Origin of the sequence: Salinicoccus jeotgali, from assembly GCF_039538805.1 — a bacterium.
In the GTDB taxonomy this organism is placed as follows: Bacteria; Bacillota; Bacilli; order Staphylococcales; family Salinicoccaceae; genus Salinicoccus; species Salinicoccus jeotgali.
Window position 1 is genome coordinate 17,071 of sequence record NZ_BAABCK010000064.1, and the last position, 26,497, is coordinate 43,567.

Annotated in this window: 28 protein-coding genes; 1 reads left to right on the forward strand and 27 read right to left on the reverse strand. The window is 47.7% G+C overall.

The genetic code is table 11. The annotated features are described in order from the left end of the window. Positions 1 to 8: 8 nt before the first annotated feature. The 22 genes from dusB to ispE form a co-directional block, all read right to left on the reverse strand. The gene (gene dusB, locus ABD734_RS09445) at positions 9 to 1,004 is read right to left on the reverse strand and encodes a tRNA dihydrouridine synthase DusB (protein ID WP_344703683.1); all 996 of its coding nucleotides are present in this window, start codon (positions 1,002 to 1,004) and stop codon (positions 9 to 11) included. Continuing rightward, positions 997 to 1,473, reverse strand: a complete 477-nt coding sequence (folK, locus tag ABD734_RS09450; protein WP_344703685.1) for a 2-amino-4-hydroxy-6-hydroxymethyldihydropteridine diphosphokinase — start codon at positions 1,471 to 1,473, stop codon at positions 997 to 999. The genes dusB and folK overlap by 8 nt, the downstream gene beginning before the upstream one ends. Next, on the reverse strand, positions 1,473 to 1,838 hold the full coding sequence (gene folB / locus ABD734_RS09455; protein ID WP_344703687.1) for a dihydroneopterin aldolase: 366 nt from the start codon (positions 1,836 to 1,838) through the stop codon (positions 1,473 to 1,475). Before folB ends, folK begins: the two co-directional genes overlap by 1 nt. After that, the gene (gene folP / locus ABD734_RS09460; protein WP_344703689.1) at positions 1,831 to 2,619 is read right to left on the reverse strand and encodes a dihydropteroate synthase; all 789 of its coding nucleotides are present in this window, start codon (positions 2,617 to 2,619) and stop codon (positions 1,831 to 1,833) included. The genes folB and folP overlap by 8 nt, the downstream gene beginning before the upstream one ends. A gap of 122 nt (positions 2,620 to 2,741) precedes the next feature. After that, entirely contained in the window at positions 2,742 to 3,671 is a 930-nt protein-coding gene (cysK, locus tag ABD734_RS09465) for a cysteine synthase A (RefSeq protein WP_344703691.1), read from the reverse strand. Between the two features lie 68 nt (positions 3,672 to 3,739). Continuing rightward, entirely contained in the window at positions 3,740 to 4,609 is an 870-nt protein-coding gene (gene hslO / locus ABD734_RS09470; protein ID WP_344703693.1) for an Hsp33 family molecular chaperone HslO, read from the reverse strand. A 75-nt stretch (positions 4,610 to 4,684) separates the two neighbouring features. Next, positions 4,685 to 6,748: an ATP-dependent zinc metalloprotease FtsH gene (ftsH, locus tag ABD734_RS09475; RefSeq protein ID WP_344703694.1), complete on the reverse strand. Its 2,064-nt coding sequence runs from the start codon at positions 6,746 to 6,748 to the stop codon at positions 4,685 to 4,687. A 74-nt stretch (positions 6,749 to 6,822) separates the two neighbouring features. Then, positions 6,823 to 7,371 carry a hypoxanthine phosphoribosyltransferase gene (gene hpt, locus ABD734_RS09480; protein WP_344703696.1) on the reverse strand — a complete coding sequence of 183 codons (549 nt, stop codon included), beginning with the start codon at positions 7,369 to 7,371 and terminating at the stop codon, positions 6,823 to 6,825. Further along, a complete protein-coding gene (gene tilS, locus ABD734_RS09485) occupies positions 7,355 to 8,608 on the reverse strand; it encodes a tRNA lysidine(34) synthetase TilS (protein ID WP_344703698.1) in 1,254 nt (417 codons plus the stop codon). The genes hpt and tilS overlap by 17 nt, the downstream gene beginning before the upstream one ends. Before the next feature lie 57 nt (positions 8,609 to 8,665). Then, positions 8,666 to 9,040 carry a S1 domain-containing RNA-binding protein gene (locus ABD734_RS09490; RefSeq protein ID WP_344703700.1) on the reverse strand — a complete coding sequence of 125 codons (375 nt, stop codon included), beginning with the start codon at positions 9,038 to 9,040 and terminating at the stop codon, positions 8,666 to 8,668. Between the two features lie 85 nt (positions 9,041 to 9,125). Beyond that, entirely contained in the window at positions 9,126 to 9,536 is a 411-nt protein-coding gene (locus ABD734_RS09495) for an FtsB family cell division protein (RefSeq protein ID WP_344703702.1), read from the reverse strand. A gap of 62 nt (positions 9,537 to 9,598) precedes the next feature. Beyond that, positions 9,599 to 9,874 carry an RNA-binding S4 domain-containing protein gene (locus tag ABD734_RS09500; protein WP_344703704.1) on the reverse strand — a complete coding sequence of 92 codons (276 nt, stop codon included), beginning with the start codon at positions 9,872 to 9,874 and terminating at the stop codon, positions 9,599 to 9,601. After that, on the reverse strand, positions 9,864 to 11,042 hold the full coding sequence (locus tag ABD734_RS09505; protein WP_344703706.1) for a MazG nucleotide pyrophosphohydrolase domain-containing protein: 1,179 nt from the start codon (positions 11,040 to 11,042) through the stop codon (positions 9,864 to 9,866). The genes ABD734_RS09500 and ABD734_RS09505 overlap by 11 nt, the downstream gene beginning before the upstream one ends. Beyond that, the gene (gene mfd / locus ABD734_RS09510) at positions 11,039 to 14,509 is read right to left on the reverse strand and encodes a transcription-repair coupling factor (RefSeq protein WP_344703708.1); all 3,471 of its coding nucleotides are present in this window, start codon (positions 14,507 to 14,509) and stop codon (positions 11,039 to 11,041) included. The genes ABD734_RS09505 and mfd overlap by 4 nt, the downstream gene beginning before the upstream one ends. Further along, complete coding sequence (gene pth / locus ABD734_RS09515; protein ID WP_344703710.1) at positions 14,502 to 15,074, reverse strand: aminoacyl-tRNA hydrolase; 573 nt, start codon at positions 15,072 to 15,074, stop codon at positions 14,502 to 14,504. Before pth ends, mfd begins: the two co-directional genes overlap by 8 nt. Positions 15,075 to 15,138: 64 nt before the next feature. Continuing rightward, entirely contained in the window at positions 15,139 to 15,768 is a 630-nt protein-coding gene (locus ABD734_RS09520; protein ID WP_344703712.1) for a 50S ribosomal protein L25/general stress protein Ctc, read from the reverse strand. Positions 15,769 to 15,886: 118 nt separating this feature from the next. Beyond that, the gene (locus ABD734_RS09525) at positions 15,887 to 16,861 is read right to left on the reverse strand and encodes a ribose-phosphate diphosphokinase (protein ID WP_344703714.1); all 975 of its coding nucleotides are present in this window, start codon (positions 16,859 to 16,861) and stop codon (positions 15,887 to 15,889) included. 13 nt (positions 16,862 to 16,874) lie between these two features. After that, a complete protein-coding gene (gene glmU / locus ABD734_RS09530; RefSeq protein WP_344703716.1) occupies positions 16,875 to 18,236 on the reverse strand; it encodes a bifunctional UDP-N-acetylglucosamine diphosphorylase/glucosamine-1-phosphate N-acetyltransferase GlmU in 1,362 nt (453 codons plus the stop codon). A 130-nt stretch (positions 18,237 to 18,366) separates the two neighbouring features. Continuing rightward, positions 18,367 to 18,753, reverse strand: a complete 387-nt coding sequence (gene spoVG, locus ABD734_RS09535) for a septation regulator SpoVG (RefSeq protein ID WP_344703718.1) — start codon at positions 18,751 to 18,753, stop codon at positions 18,367 to 18,369. Between the two features lie 65 nt (positions 18,754 to 18,818). Continuing rightward, entirely contained in the window at positions 18,819 to 19,196 is a 378-nt protein-coding gene (locus tag ABD734_RS09540) for a RidA family protein (RefSeq protein WP_344703720.1), read from the reverse strand. 23 nt (positions 19,197 to 19,219) lie between these two features. After that, a complete protein-coding gene (gene purR, locus ABD734_RS09545) occupies positions 19,220 to 20,068 on the reverse strand; it encodes a pur operon repressor (RefSeq protein WP_344703722.1) in 849 nt (282 codons plus the stop codon). A 62-nt stretch (positions 20,069 to 20,130) separates the two neighbouring features. Beyond that, positions 20,131 to 20,976: a 4-(cytidine 5'-diphospho)-2-C-methyl-D-erythritol kinase gene (gene ispE / locus ABD734_RS09550; protein WP_344703724.1), complete on the reverse strand. Its 846-nt coding sequence runs from the start codon at positions 20,974 to 20,976 to the stop codon at positions 20,131 to 20,133. A 211-nt stretch (positions 20,977 to 21,187) separates the two neighbouring features. On the opposite strand from ispE, the gene ABD734_RS09555 reads away from it, so the two are divergent. After that, the gene (locus tag ABD734_RS09555) at positions 21,188 to 21,751 is read left to right on the forward strand and encodes an NADPH-dependent FMN reductase (RefSeq protein WP_344703726.1); all 564 of its coding nucleotides are present in this window, start codon (positions 21,188 to 21,190) and stop codon (positions 21,749 to 21,751) included. Positions 21,752 to 21,836: 85 nt separating this feature from the next. Here the strand turns inward: ABD734_RS09555 and ABD734_RS09560 are convergent, their stop codons facing one another. From ABD734_RS09560 to metG, 5 genes are all read right to left on the reverse strand, one after another. Then, positions 21,837 to 22,100 carry a Veg family protein gene (locus ABD734_RS09560; protein ID WP_344703728.1) on the reverse strand — a complete coding sequence of 88 codons (264 nt, stop codon included), beginning with the start codon at positions 22,098 to 22,100 and terminating at the stop codon, positions 21,837 to 21,839. 74 nt (positions 22,101 to 22,174) lie between these two features. After that, the gene (rsmA, locus tag ABD734_RS09565; RefSeq protein WP_344703730.1) at positions 22,175 to 23,071 is read right to left on the reverse strand and encodes a 16S rRNA (adenine(1518)-N(6)/adenine(1519)-N(6))-dimethyltransferase RsmA; all 897 of its coding nucleotides are present in this window, start codon (positions 23,069 to 23,071) and stop codon (positions 22,175 to 22,177) included. A gap of 1 nt (position 23,072) precedes the next feature. Continuing rightward, complete coding sequence (gene rnmV, locus ABD734_RS09570; RefSeq protein ID WP_344703732.1) at positions 23,073 to 23,627, reverse strand: ribonuclease M5; 555 nt, start codon at positions 23,625 to 23,627, stop codon at positions 23,073 to 23,075. A gap of 71 nt (positions 23,628 to 23,698) precedes the next feature. Continuing rightward, entirely contained in the window at positions 23,699 to 24,463 is a 765-nt protein-coding gene (locus ABD734_RS09575; protein WP_344703734.1) for a TatD family hydrolase, read from the reverse strand. 15 nt (positions 24,464 to 24,478) lie between these two features. After that, on the reverse strand, positions 24,479 to 26,443 hold the full coding sequence (metG, locus tag ABD734_RS09580; protein WP_344703736.1) for a methionine--tRNA ligase: 1,965 nt from the start codon (positions 26,441 to 26,443) through the stop codon (positions 24,479 to 24,481). Between the last annotated feature and the right edge of the window lie 54 nt (positions 26,444 to 26,497).

The window sequence follows — 26,497 nt, forward strand, 5'->3', positions numbered from 1 at the left end:
TCTCTCTCCTATACTATCAATTCTGTATTGTTTGCCTGATGTTCCGCTACGAATTCATCGAGCACTGCAACAAGCTGGGATCTCGTTTCAGATTGATTGATCCCTTTCCTTATCCGGCCATTGCCCTTTATATTCTTCATATACCAAGAAGCATGTTTGCGCATCTCCATAAGTGCCACCTTTTCACCTTTAAGGTCGATCAGACGGTCCATATGCAGTTTAAGTACATCCATCTTCTCTTTCAGATCGGGTTCCCCGATGAGTTCACCTGTTTCCAAGTAATGCACCGTGCGGTAGATCATCCACGGGTTACCAAGCGCCTCACGGCCGATCATGACTGCGTCGACCCCTGTTTCATCGAGCATCTTCTGGGCCAGCTCCGGCGACGTGACATCGCCGTTGCCGATGACCGGGATGTCCACCGCCGCCTTGACCTGGCGGATGATTTCCCAATCCGCTTGCCCTTCGTACATCTGCTCGCGGGTACGCCCGTGCATCGTGATCGCAGCGGCGCCTGCTTTTTCGGCCATTCTTGCGTTCTCCACTGCATAAATATGCGCGCTATCCCATCCGATCCTCATTTTGACGGTCACCGGCTTGGAGACATTCTGGACGACAGCATTGACCATGTCATATATCTTCGGGGGATCGAGCAGCCAACGCGCACCTGCTTCGCACCGGATGATTTTAGAAACCGGGCACCCCATATTGATGTCAATGATATCAGCTGAGGTGTTCTCATCCACATATTTTGCCGCCTCAACCAGCGTCTCCTTCTCGCCACCGAATATCTGGAGTGACATTGGATGTTCATTTTCATCGATATACAGCATGCGCTTAGTCTTTTCATTGCCGAACAGAAGAGCCTTATCACTGATCATTTCCGCACAGACAAGGCCAGCCCCGAATTCTTTCACAGTCAATCTGAAGGCCACATTGCACACCCCAGCCATAGGTGCAAGGACGACCCTGTTATTTATCTCGACATCACCGATCTTAAACATTGTGCCCACCTGCTTCAAGCTCTTTCTTCAAGGTGCCGATCGTCTTGCCGAAAGTGGGGTGGACGACATCTGCGGCGATTTCTGAGAGTGGGTTAAGGACAAAGTCACGCTTATGCAGCTCAACGTGCGGAATGGTCAACTCATCCAGTTCAAGCTCCAGATCTTCATAGAGCAGTATGTCGATATCAATTGTCCTGGGCCCCCAGACTTCTTCCCTGACACGCCCCATATCATGTTCGATGATGTGGATCAGTTCCAGAAGCTCAAGTGGTGAGACACGGGTTTTGATCATCAGACACATATTCAAAAAGTCAGGCTGATCCGTCTTTCCGTATGGCAGGGTTTCGATTATCGAAGAACGTTTTACGACTTCCACTTCTGGCTGCTCATCCAGTTTTTGGATGGCCATTTCCAGGTTATCGCTGCGTTTTCCAATATTGCTTCCCAATCCTAAATATACAACCGCCATTAATTTTCCCGCTTTCTATTCAGAGTGATGCTGACGTTTTCGTAGTGCCCTTCAATTGGAGGGTTCACTTTAGTTATCGTCACTTCTACTCCTACTATTTTATCATATCGGTCAAACAAGGTCTGCGACACCTTTCCCGCCAAATATTCTATAAGGTTGACAGGTTCTCCTGCAATCACATCTTCTATCAACTTATAGGCTTCGCCGTAATTGACCGTCAGATTGAGATCATCCGTCGTGGAGGCGGCTGTCAGATCGAGGTGCATGGTGACATCTGTGATGAAGAATTGTCCGAGCTGACGCTCCGCATCAAATACCCCGTGATACGCATATGTTTTAATGCCATTTATCTTAATGTTATCCATCCAGATCCTCCTTGAGCTTCATATAGGAATCGGCAATCTTTCTATTAAGCCGGACATTATGGACGCGCACCGCCCTGACGCCTTTATCAATACCGTAGATTGTCGTTGCGGCAGTGGCTTCGTCACGTTCGGCAGCGGGCAGCGCTTCAGCCATCAATTCTTTGATCATGCGTTTACGGCTTGTGGCCAAAAGCACAGGGTAACCTGTTGCCACCAGCTCCTCTAGGCGCCGCATGACCTCAAGCTCCTCTTCACGCGTCTTCGCAAAGCCGATGCCGGGGTCAAGCCAGATCTTATCCGCCTTGACACCGCGGGATTTGGCCATCTTAATGGAAGTCTCAAGTTCCCCGATCATATCCCGGACTACATCTCCGTACGTTGCATGGGTATTATTGTGCATCAGAAAAATCGGGACATTGTAGTCGCTCACGACATCGAATATCTTTTCATCGTATTGACCCCGCCACTGGTCATTGATCATCGTCGCACCAGCCTCCAGGGCACTTTTGGCGACTTCACTCCTGAATGTATCGACCGCTATATCCACTCCTATTCCGCGGATTGCTTCAATGACAGGAACGACCCTTTCGGTTTCTTCTTCTATACTGATTGCGCTGTGCCCGGGACGGGTCGAGTAGCCCCCGACATCGATGATGTCGGCACCTTCTGAGACCATTTCTTCAGCACGAGCGGCAGCATCCTCCACTGAATTATACCTGCCACCATCACTGAAAGAATCCGGCGTCACATTCAATATGCCCATGATTTGAAGGCGCTCCATACACTCACCCTTTTCCACAATATTAGGTGTAGTATATCACAACTTAAGCATGAAATATATTCCTCCTGAAGGCAAAATAAAATACCATATCCTATGTCGGATATGGTATTTCTTCAATTCCTCTAATCTTCAAAGTTGAATAGTGGGGTGGAAAGGTAACGCTCCCCGTTTGACGGCAATACTGTGATGACCGCCTTGCCTTCGCCAAGCTTCTTCGCCACGTCGAGGCTCGCTTTGATGGCTGCACCTGACGAGATGCCGCCCAATATGCCTTCTTCCGCGGCCAGCCTGCGTGCCCAATCCATCGCCTCATCATTGCCGATCTGCAGCACTTCGTCATAGATTTCTGTATCCAGGGTGCCTGGGACGAAGCCCGCGCCTAGGCCTTGCAGCTTGTGCGGACCAGGCTCACCGCCGCTCAACACTGCGGAATCTTTTGGCTCGACTGCATAGATGCCGATATCCGGATAGTTCTCTTTCAGGACTTTACCGGCACCTGATATCGTGCCTCCCGTCCCGATTCCAGCTACGAATGCGCCGACATCCAGGCCTTCAGCCTGCGCCACAAGTTCACGTCCTGTAGTCTTTTCATGGATCTCTGGATTCGCCATGTTCTCAAACTGCTGCGGCATGAAATAGCCATGCTTACCGGCGAGTTCTTCTGCCTTCTTGATTGCACCCTTCATGCCTTCAGCGCCTGGTGTCAGGATGAGTTCCGCACCATATGCCTTCAGGAGGTTACGGCGTTCCTTACTCATTGTGTCAGGCATGACGAGAACCGTCTTATACCCTTTACTTGCAGCAACCATCGCAAGTCCGATGCCGGTGTTGCCGCTGGTAGGTTCGATGATGGTCGTGTCTCCAGTCAGCACGCCGTCCGCTTCAGCACGCTCGATCATCGACAGCGCAATCCTGTCTTTGACGGAACTGCCCGGATTCATGAATTCGAGTTTGACATAGATGTCCGCCATGCCTTCACCGGTCAGCCGATTGAGCTTTACAAGCGGCGTATTGCCGATCACTTCAGAAATATTATTATACAGTCTGCTCATATAAACACTCCCCTATTCCTACTTATTGACTATGGATAATATACCATTTTATCCGTATTCAATCAATTTTAATGGGTCAGAAGCGCCTGCAGCTCTTCCTTCTCAATCCATACTTTGTTGCGGCAGAAATGGCAATCTGCTTCCGCCCCGCCATCTTCCTGTATCATCGCGATGATCTCTTTCGGATCGAGTGAAGCGATGGCGTTGAGGAAGCGTTCCTTTGAGCAGTTGCATTCAAATTTCACCGGTGATTCGTCAAGCACCCTCCAGTTCTCTGCGCCTATCGCTTCATCTATGATTTCTACAGGGGATAATCCGGCATCAATCAGCTTGGAAACAGGCGTCATCTCTTTTGCACGCTCATCCAAAAAGCGGACGGTTTCATCGCTTGCGCCTGGCATCACCTGGATGATGAAGCCACCGGAGGCCTTGATTGAGTTATCCGGATTGACCAACACACCAAGCGCTACGATGGAAGGCACCTGTTCACTCGTATAGAAGTAATAGGAAAAATCCTCCCCGATCTCTCCGGACACAATTTCCGTCGAACCGGTGAAGTGTTCCTTCAAACCGATATCTTTCGCCACACTTAAATAGCCATCTGTGCCCACTGCACGACTGACATCAAGCTTACCTTTATCATTAAGTGGAAAATGCACTTCAGGATTGCTGAGATAGCCGCGCACGGTTCCTTTGGCATTGCTGTCGACCACTATGGCGCCGACCGGCCCGCCACCTTGCAGCGTCAGTGTGACCTTCTCTTCATTTTTAAGCATTGATCCCATCATCAATCCTGCAGTCATGGAGCGTCCAAGAGCGGCAGCTGCCGTCGGCAATGCCCCGTGTCTGCTTACTGCTTCATTTACCGTTTCTGTAGTATCCACTGAAAAAATACGTATTTCATCATTCATTCCAATTCCTCTGACCAAGTGGTCCATCCAATTTCCTCCTATAAATCACCAAAAGTCGCCCTCAGGCGACTTTGGCATCAATTTCTTCAGTTATTCTGCCATCTAGTTATGTCCACGATCATTTCGATCACCGACAGATGCATCTTGTCCATTGCGATAACCTTTGTCATCGTCTGGCCCATCGTATTGTGAAGTTTCTTCCTGCTCCACCATTTCTTCCTCATCTTCTGACGAGTGGTGCAAGTTCTCCTTCACCTCTTTATAAGATGAACCTGGTTTTTCTTCTTTATCTTCCTGATCTTCGTCATAGACACGAACAGGGAGCTCACCATGATAGAAGAGTCCTTCAATCTGTTCACGGTCGAGCGTCTCTTCAGTAAGGAGCGTCTCCGCGATCAGGTTGAGCTGTTCCTGGTGTTCCGTCAATATCTGACGGCAGCGCTCGTACTGTGTCTTGACGATACGCTGCATTTCCTGGTCGATTTCATACGCGATATCATCAGAGTAGTTCGGATCTGACTGCATATCTTTACCAAGGAATACTTGGCCGTTCGAATCTCCAAATTGAAGCGGTCCGAGCTTTTCACTCATACCATACTCCGTAACCATGCTGCGCGCAATGCCTGTGGATCTCTGGAAGTCGTTATGGGCACCTGTGGATACTTCACCGAATGAGATTTCTTCGGATACGCGGCCACCGAGCAGCCCTACAATCTTATCCTCAAGTTCAGGTTTGGTCATGAAGTAGCGATCTTCCTTAGGAAGCATCACTGCATAACCACCAGCCTGGCCACGCGGTACAATCGTCACTTTGTGCACCATATCGGCGTCGTCAAGCACCATGCCGATGACGGTGTGACCCGCTTCATGATAGGCGACTATATTGCGTTCCTTCTCGGAGATGACGCGGCTCTTCTTGGCAGGTCCGGCGATGACGCGGTCTGTCGCTTCATCGATGTCCCGCATATCAATTTTGCGTTTATCGGATCTTGCCGCCACGAGAGCTGCCTCGTTCAGAAGGTTCTCAAGGTCTGCGCCGGAGAATCCAGGCGTTCTGGCTGCGATTGCACCGAGGTCGACGGATTCATCGAGCGGCTTGTTTTTGGCATGTACTTTCAGTACTGCTTCACGGCCTTTGACATCTGGACGGCCAACCGGAATCTGTCTGTCGAAACGGCCTGGACGAAGTAGTGCAGGGTCCAGGATATCCGGTCTGTTCGTTGCAGCAATCAGGATGATGCCTTCGTTTTCACCGAAGCCATCCATTTCGACCAACAGCTGGTTCAATGTCTGTTCACGCTCATCGTGTCCACCACCGACGCCGGCACCACGCTGGCGTCCAACAGCATCAATCTCATCTATGAAGATGATGCATGGGGAGTTCTTTTTGGCGTTCTCGAACAGGTCACGTACACGGGAGGCACCTACACCGACGAACATCTCGACGAAGTCGGAACCACTGATGGAGAAGAACGGTACACCCGCTTCCCCTGCTACAGCTCTTGCGATCAATGTCTTACCGGTACCTGGTGGTCCAACCAGCAGCACCCCTTTAGGGATACGTGCACCGATACGGTCAAAGCGGCGTGGATCTTTCAAGAAGTCGACGACTTCCACAAGTTCAGCCTTTTCTTCATCTGCCCCTGCGACGTCATCAAAATGGACTTTCTTCTTGCTTTCGTCATAGAGCTTCGCTTTACTCTTGCCGAAATTCATCACACGGCCACCGCCGCCACCGCCGCCACCTTGTGCCTTACTCATCAGGAACAGGAAGAGGAAGAGGATAAGCAATAGCGGAATGAAAGTGAGCAGCATGCTTGTCCAAGGACTCTGCTCTTCGGCAGGTTCAATGGTAAAGTCCAAGCTTTCTTGCGCTTTTGCACTTTCCAGTATCTGATCGAGGTCCGACGTGCTGTTATATGGAATGACCGAAGTGAAAGACTCCTGCTCATTCTGATCTGCCAGACGCCCCTCGACGAGATATACGTTCTGCTCGGGCTGGAGCGTGAGCGATTCTATGTTGCCTGCATCCAGCTCCTCGAGGAATTCTCCATATTGAAGCTCTTCTTCAAGAGCTGAATCACCATTAAAACTTTGAAATATACCAAACATTATAACTGATAAAATCAATATCAGCACGATGTTACGGCCTATATTCTTAGGCATTCGTAAACCTCCATTTCTAATACAACTAAAAGGAATAGTACCATAATTTCATAGCAATATTCCACTTTTTTGATTTATTTTACCGACTTGTATAATTCCGGTTTCAAAAGACCGATATAAGGCAGGTTGCGGTACTTCTCATCGAAATCAAGTCCGTATCCCACAACGAAGCCGTCCGGAATTTCAGTGCCCACATATTTGACATCCACTTCAAGTTTCCTGTTTACCGGCTTATCAAGCAGGGTCACAATCTCAAGTGATGCTGCGTTGCGGTATTCGATCAGATCGACTATGGAGTTCAACGTCGTCCCCGTCTCAATGATGTCTTCAACCACCAGTATATGGCGCCCATCCACAGAGGTCGATAGATCCTTCAATATCTTGACTTCCCCTGAAGATTCAGTTCCCACATAGCTCGAGACATCCATGAAATCAATTTCGAGATGCGTGTCTATGTACTTGACCAAATCACCCATGAACATAATCGAACCTTTCAGCAGTCCGACCAGTATCGGGGTTTTTCCTTCATAATCTTCAGTAATCTTCTTACCGAGCCGTCTTGCTATATCCTGTATTTCTTCTTCAGATAATACAATTTCGCTAATATCATTTCTTAGGCTCATCAGTAAACTCCTTCTCAATAAGTAATCGACTATCTTTTTCCTTGTCATCCATTATATTATAAATTTCACCCAGTGCAATGATTTGATCATCCTGATCCAGGATGACCGGCATCTCCTCCCTGTCGTCAGCAGGGACCTTCTTATCGATGAAGATGCGGGATAGTTTTTTTGTGCCTGTGCCCGGCACGCGCATCCGATCCCCTGGCTGCCTCGTCCTGACGGTAAGTGGATAATGCTCTGGGTGGAGGGTGGCGGTGATCCTGTAGCCATTGAACATGTATGTGCCACCATAATCGATCACCAGGGTATCTTCGGTATACACTTCCCCGGATGCAACCATCACTTTTTCATATGCAATGACCAGACGTACATCCCCGATATCGAACGAAGCGTTCGATAGATCTGATGCCACGATTCCAATAATCTCTTCGGCATGGCGCCTTCTTACGGTAGCGCCGTACCGCTTCAACCATTTCACCAGAATATAGAACTTTAGAATGGCGCGCTGGCCATTGAAGCTGGAACGATTAAGGCCCTGCTCCTGCCCTGTAAGGAAATCCTCTGCCATTTCCGAAAGCATGGCGTCGATTGCCCCCATGTCTTCCTTGATCTGGAGAAGATGACTCACATCAAGATGATTGCTCGCTTTGATCGGCGGTATGATATTGTGCCGGATGTAATTCCTTGTATAGTCGCTGGCACTGTTTGTTTCATCTTCGAAGAATGTAATGGCGTGCTCGGTGCAATAGGCTTCAATCGTTCTGCGGGAAACGCCGATCATCGGCCGGACGATTTCATATGAATCTGACCTCCTGATATCCGGAATCCCCATCGCACCCGGGAGATGACGCCCGGACAGCAGACTGTGCAGCACCGTTTCATACTGATCATCAAGATGATGTGCAGTAGCCAGTACCCCGGCGCCATGCTTTTTCATCATTCTGTCGAAGAAACGGTAACGTTCGGCCCTGGCCACCTCTTGATTGAATGATGCTTCCGGGATATCCAGAGTGACCATTTCAAATTGATGGCCATCGCGCATAGCCATATCACCGATATACTCTGCCTCGTACAACGATGCCTCACGCTGTCCGTGGTTGACATGAAAAAGCACGAGCTTCTCCTGCCTGTCTGCATAGCGTGTATGCAGCAGGTGATAGAGCACCATCGAATCGACTCCACCCGATATGGCAAGCCCCACCGTTTCATCCTGATGCCAGGGTATGAAGAGTTCCATAGCCTCATCCTTCTCAAAATAAAATAAGACGATTACAGGAATCGTCTGATTATATATTTATCTTTTGCCGCCTCGGCGTGACTCCGTCTGCTTCTTGATTGTCGAGAGGCGATCTTCGCTGTCTTTCATGAAGCTTGAGAGCTTCTTCTCGAAATCCTCAGGAGATGATTCCTTGCGCGGCTTGGGTTTAGGTTTCTGTTCTTTTGCCTTTTTGATGGACAGGCTGATTTTACCGTCGTCACCAACGGATAGGACTTTCACTTCTATTTCTTCGCCCACACTAAGGTGTTCGTTGATATCTTCCACATACTGATCTGCAACCTCACTGATATGCACAAGTCCTGTCTTGCCTCCCGGTAATTGTACGAACGCACCGAAATTCTTGATACCTGTGACCTTACCTTTTACTTTACTGCCCACTTCAACTGACATCTTGATATATGATCCTCCCAATTAGCATTTAATCTCCTACCATCATACCATTAAATAGAAAAATAATCATTACAATATGCAATGATTATTCTTCATGTTCTTTATTTTCTTTTGGCTCTTCTTTTGTTCCATTCTGTTCTTTGACATCAGGGAGATTGAATATGATTTCCCCTTCTTCCGATAGGGAAAACTCACTCCTTGCGATGCGCGCTATATAATCATCATCATTCAATTGCTTGATCTGCTGTTCCAGATCTTTGGATTCTTCAATGCGCTCTTCCAAGACCACCTGGGCCTGGACCCGCTCCTCGTGGAGCAGTTGATTCTCGTTTTTCTGATTGAAGGCGATAAGAAGCATCACGCCAACGACAAGAAGCAGCAGACTGCCGATGACCATCGTACGTTTTTTGACGACGCGGTCCTCCGCCCGTTCCACTTTCTTCTCTTTCTCGCGCCTTTTTGTGTAATTGTTGATTACTTTAACAACTTTACTCACGGCAACACACCCTTAATTTGTCCGTTCTCTATCTTTAAAATACACCATAAGGGCGCCGTTTGCTAGAGAAAATCAGAATCTCTTTCAATTTTCTGTTCTTTTATTATTTCATACATACGCTCGGCATCTTCTTTCTTTGCATGAGCACCGAGCTCCATGACCTTCAAAGTTACAATTTTACGACCGAATTCAATTTCGACGATGTCGCCGACGGATAGAACAGTACCCGCTTTTGCCGCCCGGTCATTCACTTTCACCCTGCCGTCATCACTGATTTCCTTGGCCAACGTACGGCGCTTGATGACTCTGGCCACTTTCAGGAATTTATCAAGTCTCATTTTTGTATCCTCCTTCCTTCAGGATCTCGTCCAGAGCTTTACCTTCATGGATCGTTTCCTTCATCCAGCCCAAGACAATTTCCCCGTATGCTTTCTCGTGCTTGATCTTTTCGCGCTTGCCTTCCTTCTGCTTTGCACGAGCCCAGACACGGTCGAGGTCTTCACGGGTCTCCACAATTTCTTCACCGAAGACATGAGGGTGCCGTCTGATGATCTTTGCCGTCAGGCTCTCCAGCACATCATAGAAATCGAAGAAGCCATCTTTCTTACCGATTGCGCTATGCAGGGCCACCTGAAGCAGGATATCACCAAATTCTTCGACGATGGCTTCATCATCCTCGTTTTCAATGGCTTCTATCACTTCATATGTTTCCTCTATAAGGTGCCGTTCGAGCGATTCGTGCGTCTGTTCCTTATCCCATGGACATCCATCTTCCCCGACGAGCACATCGAAAACTTCGACCATATAGTCGATATCACGCATGTCGAGACGTTCGTCATCCACTTTCGGGATATACAGACACAACAGGTTACCGGCTATGCCGCCATGGTCTATTTCGTGGAGTGCTGCGTCATATATCTTTTGCTCGGGACTGCCTGCTGCATCTACAACCCGGACTGCTGTATCGGCCGGATAATATTCCAGCAGGGAGAGTTTAGCTTCCCCAAGGCTATGCTGATCATACACTTGTGTGACCAAGGTGTGCTGACGATGGTTCAAGTCCTTTGTGGTGATGTTCATGCCATCTATGACTTGGAAGCCTTCATTCACAGGTATTTCAAGTGCCGTGACAACTGCATCGATGAAGCTCTGCCCGCCGGTTATCTTCAACTCGACTTCGTTAGCCGCAGCATGTTGCATAAGCAGTTCAGTAGTCGTTTCATAAAAGAGCGGATGTCCCGGGACTGCGTACAATACATCAGCCTCCGTCGCCGCTTCAAGCAGCGCATCCACTATATGCCGGTACGTCCCCTCAAAGGATTCATGCTGTTCATATACCCCATCAAAATCCAACAGCACCATGCCCTCTTCTTCCAGTGCCTGCACTGCCGGATGGTCTTTAGTGCGCAGATGGATCTTTTCCGCCTGCGTCAGTCGCTGCCAGATGCCAAGCGGCATCTGGGCAAGGTCCGAACTGCCCAGACCGATCACTTCTATTCTTTTCATAGGACTTCCTCCATTCTGCTTTCCTGTATCACTTCAAGGATCTTGACCAGTTGGGCGACATCCCGACTTTGGATGGTAATCTTCATTTCACCGTTCTGCACAGAAACCTTCATGATGCGCCCGAATTCCTGGGTATCCATGAACAGTTTCTGCCCATCAATCTGTTCTGTCGATTTCTTCGAGACATACAGATAGAAGTGACGTTTGTCTTCCTTCACCTGATAGATGCCGAACATGAGGGCGTAGACTTTAATCCGCACCAGTTGCAGGAGCCGCTCTACCTCTACTGGATATTCACCGAATCGATCGAGCAGTTCATCCTCGATATCACGGATTATCTCTATCGATTCTGCACGCCTCAGACGTTTATATATATCTATTTTCGATTGTTCATGCGGAATGTAGGTCGCTGGAATATAGGCATCCAACGTGACATCGATTGGGATGTTCACCGGTTCTGATTCAGGCTCCATCCCCTGCTTTTCTTTGACTGCCGTCTCCAGCATCTCAGAGTAGAGCTCATAGCCCACCGAGTCTATGAACCCGGACTGGTGTTTACCCAACAGATTTCCAGCACCCCGTATATTCAGATCTCGCATAGCAATTTTGAAGCCGCTGCCGAGTTCTGTATATTCTTTGATTGCCTCCAACCGTTTTTCGGCCACTTCCGTCAGAACCTTATCCGGTTGATGGAAGAGATAGGCATAGCTGATCCTGTTGCTTCGTCCAACACGGCCACGTAGCTGGTAGAGCTGGCTTAGGCCGAAACGATCTGCGTCTTCGATGATCAATGTGTTGGCATTCGGCACATCGACGCCCGTTTCGATGATCGTCGTCGTCACCAGGACATCATATTCGCCGTTGACGAAGGCGAACATGGTCTCTTCTATCTCCTTCTCATTCATCTTGGCGTGCATGACGCCGACTTCGGCATCGGGTACGAGTGCTTCCACATGTGCCTTCTTCTGATAGATTGTATCGACCCTGTTATACAGGTAGAATACTTGGCCGTTCCTGGCCACTTCCCGTTCTATCGCCTCCCGGACGAAGTCCGCCTGGTATTCGAGGACATACGTCTGGACGGGGAAGCGGTTCTCCGGAGGTGTTTCGATGACCGACAGATCCCTGACACCAGACAGACTCATATGCAGCGTACGGGGGATCGGAGTAGCCGTCAGCGTCAATACATCCACATTCGTCTTCAATTGCTTGATCTTTTCCTTGTGCTTTACCCCAAAACGCTGCTCCTCATCTACGACAAGCAGGCCAAGGTCTTTGAATTGGACATCTTTCGACAAAATCTTATGTGTGCCCACCACAATATCGACGGTGCCTTCTTTGAGTCCTTCCCTTGTCTTTTTCAGCTGCGCCGGCGTCCTGAAGCGGCTCATCATTGCCACGTTCACCGGAAAGTCCTCTATACGCTCGATCAGGCTTTCGAAATGCTGCGCTGCAAGGATGGTGGTCGGGACCAGAAAAGCCACCTGCTTGCCATCCTGGACGGCTTTAAAGGCGGCCCGGATCGCAACTTCCGTCTTGCCGTATCCTACATCCCCGCAGAGCAGACGGTCCATCGGCTGCTCTGCCTCCATGTCTTTTTTGATTTCATTGACTGAAGCATACTGGTCGGGCGTCGGTTCATATGGGAAGCGTTCTTCAAAAGACATCTGCATATCATTGTCCTCGGCAAACGCGTACCCTTTCGCCTGGCTGCGTTCCTGGTAGAGCTTGATCAGCTCATCCGCTATCTCGTTGACATTGGCCTCGACCCTGGCTTTCGTCTTCTTCCACTCCGTACCGCCGAGCTTGTGCATTCTAGGTTGGCCATCGTCACTCGCCACGTATTTTTGGACAAGATCCATCTGATCGACCGGAATGTACAGCTGGTCGGTCCCTTTATACTGGAGTTTCATATAGTCGTTATGGATGCCGGATACTTCCATCGTTTCAATGCCAAGGTAACGGCCTACACCATGGTGGAGGTGAACGACGTAATCGCCTACATTCAACTCCTGATAGGATTTGATCTTTTCGGCGTTGGAGAGCTTCTTTTGGCGCTTCTTCTTTCGGCTGGTCTTGTTGTACAGTTCCTTTGAGCCGAGTACCGCCACCTTCATGAACGGCAATATGAAGCCTTTAGGGAGTGCCCCTTCCGTAAGGACGATCCCGGAGTCCACGGGGATCTCCCGGATATAGCTCGGTATCTTCAAGTCTTCAAGAAGTTGACGTGTCTTCATGATCTCATCTTCATCACGGAGCACGATGTTTATCATATAGTCATCCTGGAGCATGCGGTTCAAATTGGACGCCAGAATATCATACTGGCCGTAATAGATTTCAGTCGGACGCACCGAAATCTTCACTATATGTCCGATGTCGACGGGCATGCTTTTAGTGAAGAGCGTAAAGTAGGTCGCACCTTTTATCGACAGCATGCGTTCATACTGGCCTTCAAGGAAGTTCCCACCACCTTTGAACATCCGCCCTGCGGCAACCATCGACTCATAATAGCTGCTTACCGATGTGAATTCCGCCTCGTACGCTGAAGCCATATTCTTCACTTCGTCGACGATTACACGGTGGTCCTCTGTAATATAGTCGATGATGGATATCGGCCGTTCAAACAACAGATGGCTGTACTGGACCAGATGATTGAACGTCTGATCCGGATGCGTGACGGTATCATAATATTCATCAAGTGCTTCTTTCCCTGCCTGGTCGAGCTGTTCGCGTGTCTCCTGGTACAGCTTTTCGATCCTTTCGAGTAGCTGCTCCCGCTCTTGCCGCTCGATGATATGCTCTGCATGGGGCTCCATCGTGATTGCATCGATATTTTCGATGGAGCGCTGCGTTTCAGGATCTATGGATCGGAGTGAATCAACTTCATCGTCGAAGAACTCGATCCGTACAAGTCGCTCTGACATATAGACGTCTATGATGTCTCCGCGCACCGCAAATTCACCAAAATGGACTGCCTGATTCATCCTCCTGTACCCGAGGCTTACAAGATCTTCTATGAACTGGTCATAATCGATTACACTGCCAAGCTTGATGGTCTTCTCATAGCTTAGGAGCTTATCCTTCGGCATGACCGGCTTGAGAAGCCCGTGTACAGGCACGACGAATAAGCCCGGTTCATTGTGGGCCAGAGCAAATAGGCTGCTCATGCGCGACTTCATGAATTCAGGGCTTTGTTTGGCATGGTTTTCCACCATGATATCGCCGACCGGGAACGTATGGACATTATCCATCATGTCCATCAAGGGGTTGGCCAGTTTTTCCATCTGATGGTTATTCTGAACGAATATTACAATCGGACGCTTTTCAGCTTGCGCGAGTTCGTACAACAGGGCAGGTTTAAAGTCATCGTTGATGCCCGTCACCATCATGTTGAGGGCATCCCGATGATTCGCCACTTCCAAGAAGCGTTCATCTTCCTGGATGCGCCGGGATATATTCTTATTCATCTACATCACCATTATATTCTGTCATGATTTCCTGGAAGGGATCTGTAACAAATGCAGCTGAAGCTGCTCCAGACCGCTGAATGACTTTATCGAGCAGTTTGTGCTCAGCCTTCGGAAATTTGTCCAATACGTAATTCGGGATCGAGGAGCCGGGAGCCGGCCTGTCAATGCCAATCCTGATCCTGTTGTACTTTTCGGTACCAAGATGTTGGTTCAGCGATTTTATGCCATTATGGCCTCCACCACTCCCTTTTTGCCTCAGGCGTAATCTGCCGACAGGAAGGTCCAGATCATCATACAGCACCAAGATATCCTCCGTCTCAATATTATAATAGTCAAGGAGGGGTCTGACACCTTCACCGCTTAGGTTCATGAAAGTTTGAGGCTTTACCAGCATCACTTTCTGACCTTTATGATAACCCACACCAAAGTGGCACTTAAACTTTTTGTTCGACAGTTCTATACCAAGGTCATCCGACAGGTGATCGATGACCATAAACCCAATATTGTGACGCGTACCATCATATTTCTTTCCGGGGTTTCCAAGACCGATGACACATTTCATATACTCACCTCATACAACGTGAAAAAAGGCGATGGGAAATCCACCGCCATGTTCATTCACATTATTATTCTTCGTCTTTCTCTTCTTCAGCAGCTTCTGTTTCTTCACCTTCAGCAGCTTCTTCGTCCTCTTCAGGTTCCTCTTCTTTTTGAGGAGGTACCACTGTGACAAGCGCTTCATCATCTTCATTTTCGATGGTGAAGTTGCCTTTTTCACGGATATCTGAAACGTAGAGTGTATCTCCGATTTCCATTTCCTCGACATTGACTTCGATGGATTCTGGAATGTTGTCCGGAGTTGCTGTTACAGAAACTTCGAATATCGGCTGCTCAACGATGCCGCCTTCTTTAGTTCCAGCTGCTTCACCCACTACTTCAATGGTTACTTCAACCGTCACTTCAGACTTCATGTTGATTGCGATGAAGTCGATGTGCGTGATCTGGTTCTTCAAGGAATCGAACTGATACTCAGTAACCATCACTTTAGTTGTATTTCCGTCGATATCAAGGTCGATGACACCGTTACGTCCAACTTCGCGTATTACTTTGATGAATTCGTTCTCGTCTACTGCAACAGCAGTATTTTCCACTTGATAGCCATAGATGACCGCCGGGATTTGTCCCGTTCTGCGCAGTTCAGTAACTTCTGAACGCTTCGCTTTGCCTTCTCTATGCTTTGAGGCCAATTTTGCCATGGTATATTTCCACCTTTCATTTACAGACAGTTGTTTTAGCATTGCCTAATTTAACACATAGCCATGGATAATAATAGCATATTACCATGGTGTTTGTAAAAAATCTTGTGATATTCAGTTAATTGTCGAACAGGATACTTACAGATTCCTCTTCATAGACACGTACAATTGCCTGAGCCATCAACTCGCCGACTGATAGTTCGACAATCTTGCTGCTCTTTTTCTCTTCAGGCATTTGAATGGAGTTGGTGACTACAAGTTCCTTGATGACAGACTCTTCGATCCTCGAAATGGCCGGGCCTGACAATACAGGGTGTGTACAGCATGCATAGACTTCCTTGGCGCCTTTATCGAGTAACGCCTGAGCTGCCAATTTCATCGTGCCGCCTGTATCGATGATGTCATCAATGATGATTGCCGTCCGGCCTTCGATTTCCCCGACGATGTTCATCACTTCTGCAACATTCGGTTTCGGCCGCCTTTTGTCGATGATGGCAATCGGTGTCTTCAGACGATCCGCCATCTTACGGGCGCGGGTCACACCGCCGTGGTCCGGGGAAACTACGACTACTTCCTCAAAGTCCAGACCCTTATGCTCTACGAAGTAATCACTGAGGATCGGAACGCCCATGAGGTGGTCTATCGGGATATCGAAGAAACCTTGCAGTTGCGGGGCGTGCAGATCGAGTGAAATGACGCGGTCCGCTCCAGCTGTTTCTATCAAGTTTGCAACAAGCTTCGCCGTAATCGGTTCGCGGGATCTGCTCTTTCTATCCTGACGGGCATAACCATAGTAGGGCATTACAATATTTATCGTTGCTGCAGAGGCGCGCTTCAATGCATCAATCATAATAAGCAATTCCATCAGATGTTCGTTGACCGGCTGGCTTGTCGGCTGTACTACGAAGACGTCGCAGCCGCGGACACTCTCTTCTATATTGATTTGGACTTCCTCATCCGAAAACCTGTTGACCTGGCATTTGCCGAGGGGAATGCCGATGTGGTCTGCAATTTCTTTTGCAAGTGGTTCGTTGGCCTTCAGGGAGAAGAGACGCAGATTCGAGTTTTTGTATTGATTGCTAGAAGCTAACATGTTGATCCTCCAATTAATTGTCTTTTTTTAAGTATCCTTCTTTTGTCGTCTGTCTGTTACGCGCAATGGCCAAGCTATCTTCCGGCACTTCGTCTGTAATCGTCGATCCTGCGGCTATGAAGGAGCGGTCCCCGATCTTCACCGGTGCCATCAGATTGGAGTTGCACCCGATGAAGGCATCCGCGCCGATTTCAGTCTTGAATTTATTTTTGCCGTCATAGTTCACTGTAATTGTACCACAACCGATGTTCGACCTCGCACCAATTTCAGCATCTCCTATATAACTGAGATGCGACACTTTCGCCTCATCCGCAAGCTGTGATTTTTTCACTTCGACAAAATTGCCGATCTTGACTGATTTGCCGAGTTCAGAGCCTGGCCGCAGTTGGGCGAATGGACCGACAGTTGTGCCTTTGCCGACTTTAGAACCAAGCACAACCGAATGCTTGACCTCCACCTCATCGTCGATGAACGAATCTTTGATTTCAGAGCCTGAAGAAATGACTACATTTTCTCCAACTCTGGTCCGCCCTCTGAGCACTGCTCCAGGATATATGATGGTATCAGGACCGATTTGCACCTCTGCGTCTATATAAGTGGCGTTCGGATCTATCAAGGTGACACCATTTTGCATATGCTGCGTATTTATCCGCTCGCGTAACACCTCTTCCGCCTTCGCCAACGCCATCTTGTCGTTGATGCCGAGCACCTCTTCGAAATCGGGTGTGAGATATGCTTCCACACGGGCACCCCTGTCGCGCATTATCGCTATGGCATCCGGCAGATAGTACTCATTTTGTGCATTATCATTATCCACTTTCTCCAATGCTTCAAACAGTAGTCTATTATCAAAAATGAAGGTTCCTGAGCTTACTTCCTTGATTTCCTGCTCGGCGGGATTTGCGTCCTTCTGCTCCACAATCCTTCTGACCGACCCATTCTCTTTCCTTATGATTCTGCCATAACCATAAGGTATTTGGGTCCTTGTTGATAAAATCGTCGCCTTTGCGCCTGACTCCAGATGATATTTCATGAATGTCTGCATTGTCGTCTCGCTGATCAACGGCGTATCTCCGCATATGACCATCGTCTGTCCGTCGGTACCGCCAAGTGCTTCTTGCAACTGCTGTACTGCATGTGCAGTTCCAAGCTGTTCTTTTTGGATCGTAGTCTTGATGTCGTCATCAAGACGATCCCGCACAACTTGCGCTTCATGCCCCAGCACAGCGTGGATCTCTTCTATCCCTGCTTTTCTCAAGTTGTCGATGACGTGCTGGATCATAGGGACTCCGCCCACTTCATGCAGCACTTTAGATTTCTCTGATTTCATCCGTGTACCTTTTCCGGCTGCCAAGATTATCGCTCTCGTCTGCATAATGTCCCCCCATTTTATAGCTACATTCAATTATATTTTAGTAACCTTCCAGTTTCAAGGTTTAACCGTCATCATTCCCATACTTTCGGAACCTAAAAAACCCACAAAGCGGGTACTTTGCGGGTTCAGGCTATTCTTCTTCTTTTATCTGGGCCTGTCCGGCCTCGTCAGAATCTGTTTCGCGTCGGATCGTCTCCTGTTCAGAAGGGTCCACGATTGTCTCCGACGTTTCATCGGATGCTTCCCCTGCGGGTTCAGGATCTTCCGTTTCCTCATATACCCGCATCACTTCTTCCTGCACATGCTGCCGCATTTCAGAATTGATCGGATGGGCGATATCACGGAACTCTCCATCCGGTGTACGTTTGCTCGGCATCGCGACGAAGAGTCCGTTGTTCCCTTCTATGACTCTGAGGTCATGGATTACAAAAGCACCCTCAAAAGTGATTGATACAAGTGCTTTCATCCGAGTGTCCTGGTTGTTTACTTTACGCAGTCTTACGTCTGTTATCTTCATTATCCGCTTCCCCCAATAATAATTATTGTTGGATCGTATGTGTACTGCTTCAGTCAACCATATTGTTAAATCACATCAGATGCAATGACTTCTATTTCCACTTTGACATCCTTCGGTAAACGACTGACCTCTACACATGATCTTGCTGGTAGTTTACCCGTAAAATAACGTCCGTAAACTTCATTGATCTGTGGGAAGTCATTCATGTCATTGATGAAGATCGTCGTCTTGACCACGTTTTCATAACCGAGGCCTGCAGCTTCGAGGACATGGCCGACATTGTCCATGACTTGCTTAGTCTGGGCCTGTACTTCCTCGGAAATCACCTCGCCCTCCAAATTGAGCGGAATCTGTCCCGATGAATAGAACATGTTGCCTACCTTGACGCCGTGGCTATAGGGACCGAGTGCTTCCGGTGCTTTTTTTGCATTAATTGGTTCCATATATTTCAAAACTCCTTTTATTGTTATGACTGATGTTCCTCAGTATCATTTTCAATATACTCCAGACAATTGCCTTCTTCCACTACAAAGGATTGGTTGAATTCATCAATCTCCGATACTTTGAGCAATGATGTATAATCGTTGAATCTCCGGTTCTCCACCTGCTTGGCTTCAACCAGGACACTTACACCGACGACTTGGGCCGAAAATTCCTCCATAAGATTGATGACGCCTGTAATAGACCCGCCTGCCCTCAAGAAATCATCGACTACAAGGACTTTCGCTCCTTCCTTCAAAGTCCGCTTCGATAAGACCATCGTTTCTATTTTACGAGTCGATCCCGATACATAGTTGACGGAAACAGTGGATCCTTCAGTCACTTTGTTGTCTTTGCGTATGACCGCGACCGATACATTAAGTTCCCTTGCCACAGCGTTTGCCAGTGATATCCCTTTTGTGGCGACGGTGACGACGGCATCGATGGACGCCCCTCCATACATCGTGGCGATCAATTTTCCGATGTCGGACATCATATGGGGATCCCCCATTATATCCGACATGTAAAGGTAGCCTCCAGGCAGTAGCCGATCTTTAGTTTTAAGCACTTCCATGAACCGCTCAACGATCTCCACTGAGCGTACATGATCGATCTTTGGACGGAATGTCACGCCTCCGCCAGCTCCTGCGGTAGTTTGAACCAGTCCGATACCCTCTGTTTCAAAGACATCTTTGACTATTTTAATATCTTCACTGATGGAAGATTTAGCCTGACTGAACTTATCGACAAAGTAGGTCAGTGGGATCAACTGGTTCGGATGTGAAGTGAGATGCTGGGTCATGAAGACCAGCCGTTCACTGCGTTTGAATTTCATACACTGACTCCTAAACCGTATTTAATATAGTGATTTTAACATAAAAGTTCGGTTTTTAGCAATCATCCCAACAATCTGACTTTATATACTTCATTACAGCATCCTTTGATCGCATTATAGAGATGGATCGCCTGCCGTTCTTTCTGGACCAGGCCGAAGACCGTGGGGCCGCTACCACTCATCATGGCGCCTTCAGCACCGTTGCGCAGCATCGTATCTATAAGCTTATTGACCTCGGGGTAATTCTTTACAGTCACTTCTTGCAGATCATTTTTCATCAGGCGCATCATCTTTTCGTGATCCCCTGCACGGAGCGCTTCTGCCATAGCCGTTGAAACCGCCGCATTTTTCCCCGGCTCCAATGCCTGGTAGATTGTTTTAGTCGACACTTTCATATTTGGCTTCGCGAGCACGACCCAACCCTTCGGAGGCTTCGGCAGGCGTTCCACCTGCTCGCCCCTGCCTGTTGCCAATGCAGTCCCCCCGTATACACAAAATGGAATATCAGACCCGAGTCGACTGGCTAGATGGGCCAGGGTATCGATGTCTATGCCGAGTCCAAAGAGTGCGTTGATGCCCCTAAGCGTTGCCGCAGCATCTGCAGAACCACCGGCAAGTCCGGCAGCGATGGGAATATTTTTATCGATAGTTATCGTAACGCCCGCTTCAATCCCATATTCCCGGAACATCAGTTCAGCAGCCTGATAGGCCAGATTCCTCCGATCCAGGGGAACATGCCGATGTTCCGTATGGATTACGATCTTCCGGTCATTGCGCTTCTCGAACGAGAGCTGATCATTCAGATCGACTGTCGTCATGACCATGTTCACTTCGTGGTAGCCGTCTTTTCTTTTGTACAACGTATCCAGAGTCAAGTTGATTTTGGCGGGTGCCGTTTCAAAATGCATAATTTCACTTCCATCATACGGTCATTTTTTTATCAGTTTATCATAAAAAGCATATATAAAATATGACTTTATGATATATGAAGCCACAACACGCCGCTTCGCAGACAAAAAGGTTGCACTAATACGAATTTGAGATATTATTATAAACGGTAGTTACTTTTTAATAGTCTACTGCGTAAATTGATAATATTTTATGATGGAGGCAATTGCAATGGTTAAAATAGGTATCGTAACTGGTAGTACACGCCCTGCTCGAGTCAATCTCCAGGTGGCAGAATGGGTCAAGGATTTTGCAGAAAAAATGGATTTGGAAGCTGAATTTGAGATTGTGGATATAAAAGAATATGATTTTCCGATGTTCAATGAGGATCTGCCGCCGGCAATGGCTAACAAATCCTACTCTAAAGATACAGTTAATGCATGGTCAAAAAAGATTGATGAGTTGGATGGCTTCATATTCATCACTCCTGAATACAATAAAAGCATCACTTCATCACTCAAGAATGCCATTGACTACATCGGTCCTGAGTGGGGGCATAAAGCCGCCGGCATCATCGGTTATGGTTCGACGCTTGGCGTAGCAGCTTCTCTGTCGCTGCGCCAAATACTCGGCAACCTTAATGTTGCGACCGTAACACCTTTTGGAGCATTCAGCCTATTCACCGACTTTGAAGATATGAAGACATTCAAACCGAACCCTATCCATAATGCTACGGTGGAGAACGTCATCACTACAACGGTAAACTGGTCGAAAGGCCTGAAGACAATCAGATAAAATAAAAATAACGGACAGCCATCGGCTGTCCGTTATTTTTATTATCATGCATAAAGCTGCCATCAAAGATAGCAACTGCGTTCAGTTACTGGATTACAAATGCTTCTTTTTCTTCGTTATAGAATGTCACTTCAACATTGGATGTCAATACATCTGTATATGTATATGACACTGTTTCAAAGCTGTGCTCCTCCTGGTCTAATTCCACGACGAATACAGAAGGGTACGTTTCTCTAAGAACACCTCGTCGCTCAATCAATTTCTTGCGCCCTCCATTTGCACGGAGTAAAACTGGGTTACCCAATTGACAATCAAGAATTTTTTTGATGTCGATCAAAGTTTTTGGCATTTGGCCCACCTCACTAAAACCATTATAGCAAGTTTACATGAATTTGTCAAAATTTCATGGTAATTGCGACAGTTTTATGCTTTAGGTGCCAATTTCAATTCAGTAAACGATTCCAAAGCTTCATATATGCGTGCAAAATCCTCGATCGCCAGGCTCTCCCCCCGCCTTTTCGGATCGACATCTGCCTGTGTCAGCATAGCCTCAATTCTGGCCTTATTCTCTTTTCCTTCTTCAAACAGCATCGAATAATTGTTCAGTATCGTCTTTCTCCTCTGCGCAAATGCACCCCGCGTCAGCGCAAAGAATAATTCTTCGTCTTCAACCGCAACTTTGGGCTTCGTCCGCGCAACCATTTCCACAATGATGGAATCGACATTAGGAGGCGGCATGAAGACTGCCTTAGGTACATTACGGATGATTCTGGCTTCTGTGAAATAATCGATGGCGATCGATAATGAGCCATACGCCTTACTGTTCGGACGTGCGCTGATGCGTTCCCCCACTTCTTTCTGCATCATGACATAATAGCGCGAAATCGGTAGATTCCACTCAAGGAAGTGCATCAGTATCGGTGTCGTAATATAGTACGGCAAGTTTGCCACTACAATGACCTCTTCACATCCGTCGAATTCTGTTTTGATGACGGCTTCGATATCTGCCTTCAATATATCTTCATTGATGACTTTTACATTGGGATAAGGCGATAGCGTATCGTCAAGCACCGGAATCAGCCGCTGGTCTATCTCGAAGGCTACTACTTTCTGCGCCCTTTTCGCCAGTTGCTCAGTCAATGATCCGATGCCAGGCCCCACTTCGATGACGCCCGTCTTATCTGAAATGCCAGCCTTATCGAGTACTTCCCTGATTACATTCAAATCCACAAGGAAGTTCTGGCCCAGGCTCTTCTTGAATTTAAAACCATGGTCAGCCAGTATCTGCTTCGTTCTTCCCGCCGTTGCGATATCTTTCATCTTATTCCCCTTCAATTGCTTTTAATATATCTTCGATCTGTTCATGCTGAATGCCATACCGGTTTAATTTCTTCCTCAGCTGTCCGGCATTTGCATAGCCGATATTCAATTCTTCACACAGACGAGTGCGCTTTACAGCGGCTTCCTGACTGCCGGATAGCCCCCAGCCCACCATGTCACTGATGGTGATGTGGGGGGTATAATCAGAAACACTCGTGTAGACCTTTGATAGGCTCTCGATGATGCTTTCTTTTGAAGCATGTTCGATGCCTATGCTGCCATTTCTGCCTCTTGCCTTAGTCCTCGAGACAAACGCTTCTTTTATGTCAGGGAAGCGTTCAAGAATGGTATTTCTGATCTTCTGGCCCGGATAATCGGGATCTGTAAAGATGATGGCCCCTCTTGTATTCAGCGCCACTTCTATTTCCTTCAGCACAACCTCATCTATGGCCGACCCTTTTGTTTCGATCGTTTCACAGGAAACAGCTTCATTCAACCGTCTCGTATCATCCTTGCCTTCCACGATGATGACTTCCTTTATGACTGGTTTCTCCATGTCTGCACCTCTTTTCATAATATCATATTTGCACTGCAAAAAATAAAATCACCGCCGGGCGGTGATTTTATCTATATGCCAAAAAGACGTTCGGCATTAAGTGTAGTCTGCTTAGCCAGTTCTTCATAGGAGATCTCCCTGAGATCTGCAATCTTCTCCGCGACCAATTTGACGTGTGCAGGCTCATTACGCTTGCCACGGTATGGATGCGGTGCAAGATAAGGTGCATCCGTTTCGACCAATAGACGATCCAACGGGACATGCTTCGCAATCTCTTTAGGCTCCTGTGCATTCTTAAAGGTCACAGGTCCGCCTAAGGATACATAAAAGTTCATATCAATGACTTCATCTGCCACTTCCGGTGATGCGCTGAAAGCATGCATAATGCCTCCGATTTCGTGCGCCCCTTCAGATTTGAGGATCTCCACACAATCTTCTGTGGCTTCGCGGTTATGGATGATAATCGGCAGATCGACTCGTTTTGCGAGTGCGATCTGTTTTTTGAATACTTCCTTTTGGACGTCATGGGGTGATTTGTCCCAATGGTAATCAAGACCGGTCTCGCCGATGCCGACTATCTTCTCATGTTCGGATAATTTTTCAATCCATGCCAGATCTGCTTCAGTACAATCGATCGCGTCGACTGGATGCCAGCCTATTACGCCATAGACATTATCGTATCGCTCAACCAACTCCATGGTCCGTTCAATCGTCTTGCGGTCGAAACCCACCACCACCATCTTTTCGATGCCAGCAGATTCTGCCCGCTCCAACACTTCTTCCAGATCATCATCATATTGGTCGGCGTTCAGATGAACGTGTGTATCTATAAGCATAAATAACCCTCCTGTCTACTTGACTATGCTGCCGTTCTCAATGCCACTCGGTACAGAGATCAATGTAAGATGATTGCCTTTTTCTGCTGTCAGGATCATTCCCTCGGAAAGTTCTCCCCTGAGCTTAACCGGTTTGAGGTTTGTAACGACGAGCACTTTCTTGCCGATGATCTCCTCAGGCTCATAAGATTCCCTTATGCCAGAAATAATCTGACGCTTCTCTTCTCCAAGGTCCACTTGGATCTTAAGAAGTTTATCCGCTTTTTTGACCCCTTCGGCGTTGATGACTGTAGCGACTTTCATTTCTACTTTGTCAAAATCATCTATCGTAATTTCAGTCGCTTCTGACGCCGGCTCTTCCGGCTCCTTCGGCGTCATCAATCCTTTAATATGCGCCACTTCTTCTTCTACATCCAATCGCGGATAGATTGGCTTTGGCTTCTCAACCATTCTGCCTGCAGTTTTTATGCTGCCGTAATCCATGATCGAATCGAAAGTCTGCTGCTCCGGATCCGTTATGTTCATCTGCCTGAAGATTTCTTCCGGACCATGCGTCAGGTAAGGTTTCAACAGGATGGCGATGATGCGTATGTTCTCTGCAAGGTGGATCATGACATTGCCGAGCGCATCCCTTTCAGAGTCGTCCTTCGCAAGTATCCAAGGTGCCGTTTCATCAATATACTTGTTCGTGCGGCTGATGATGGTCCAGACTGCCCTGAGTGACTTGTTGAACTCCATATCCTCCATGCCCTCTTCATAGAGCTTGACGTTGTCGTATACTGTCTGTTCAAGGTTTTCGTCCAGCGCGCCACCATGACCGCCATATGCCGGCAATTCACCATCAAAGTATTTGTTGATCATGGAGATGGTGCGGTTGACCAGATTTCCGAGATCATTGGCTAGATCGTAATTGGTGCGGTTGACGAATGCTTCAGGTGTAAATACGCCATCTGAACCGAATGGAACTTCACGCATCAAGTAGTACCGTAGCGCATCAAGCCCGTAGCGCTCAACTACCATTTCGGGATAAATGACGTTTCCTTTGGACTTGGACATTTTGCCATCCTTCATCACAAGCCAACCATGCCCTACAATTTTTTTGGGCAGAGGCAGATCCAGGGCCATGAGCATGATCGGCCAGTAGATTGCGTGGAATCTTACGATTTCCTTACCAATCATATGGACGTCTGCAGGCCAATACCTTTCAAACATTCCTTCGTCATCAGAAGCATAGCCTAAAGCAGTGATATAGTTGCACAGCGCGTCAATCCATACATAAACGACATGCTCGGGGTTCGATTTTACTGGGATGCCCCAGTCGAATGTCGTACGGGAAACCGCAAGATCCCCGAGCCCCGGGCGGATGAAGTTATTCAGCATTTCATTTCTGCGTGCTTCAGGCTGGATGAATTCCGGATGATCTTCATAATATTTCTCAAGACGGGCTGCGTATTTGCTCATCTTGAAGAAGTAGCTTTCTTCTTTGATAAGTTCCACTTCATGACCACTCGGCGCAACGCCACCGATCATGTTGCCGGCTTCATCCTTATATACTTCCTCCAGTTGTGTTTCTGTAAAGAATTCCTCATCTTGAACGGAATACCACCCTTCGTATTCCCCCAGATAGATGTCACCCTGTTGGTACAGCTTGTCGAATATTTTCTGGATGGCTATCTTATGGCCTGCATCCGTCGTGCGGATGAACTGATCGTGGGTGATTTCAAGAAGGGACCAGAGCGCTTTCATACTATCTGCCATATCGTCTACATATTTCTGCGGCGAGATACCCATTTCATCGGCTTTCTGTTCAATTTTTTGGCCATGTTCATCAGCACCTGTAAGATAATAGACATCGTAGCCGCGCATGCGTTTATATCTCGCAGTGACATCACATGCAATTGTTGTATAGGCATTACCAATATGTAATTTACCGCTTGGGTAATATATCGGCGTCGTGATATAGTAAGTTGGTTTTTCCATGCTCTTCCTCCTATTTGTTCATTCTTTAAATATAACTAATTTAAGGATTCTTTT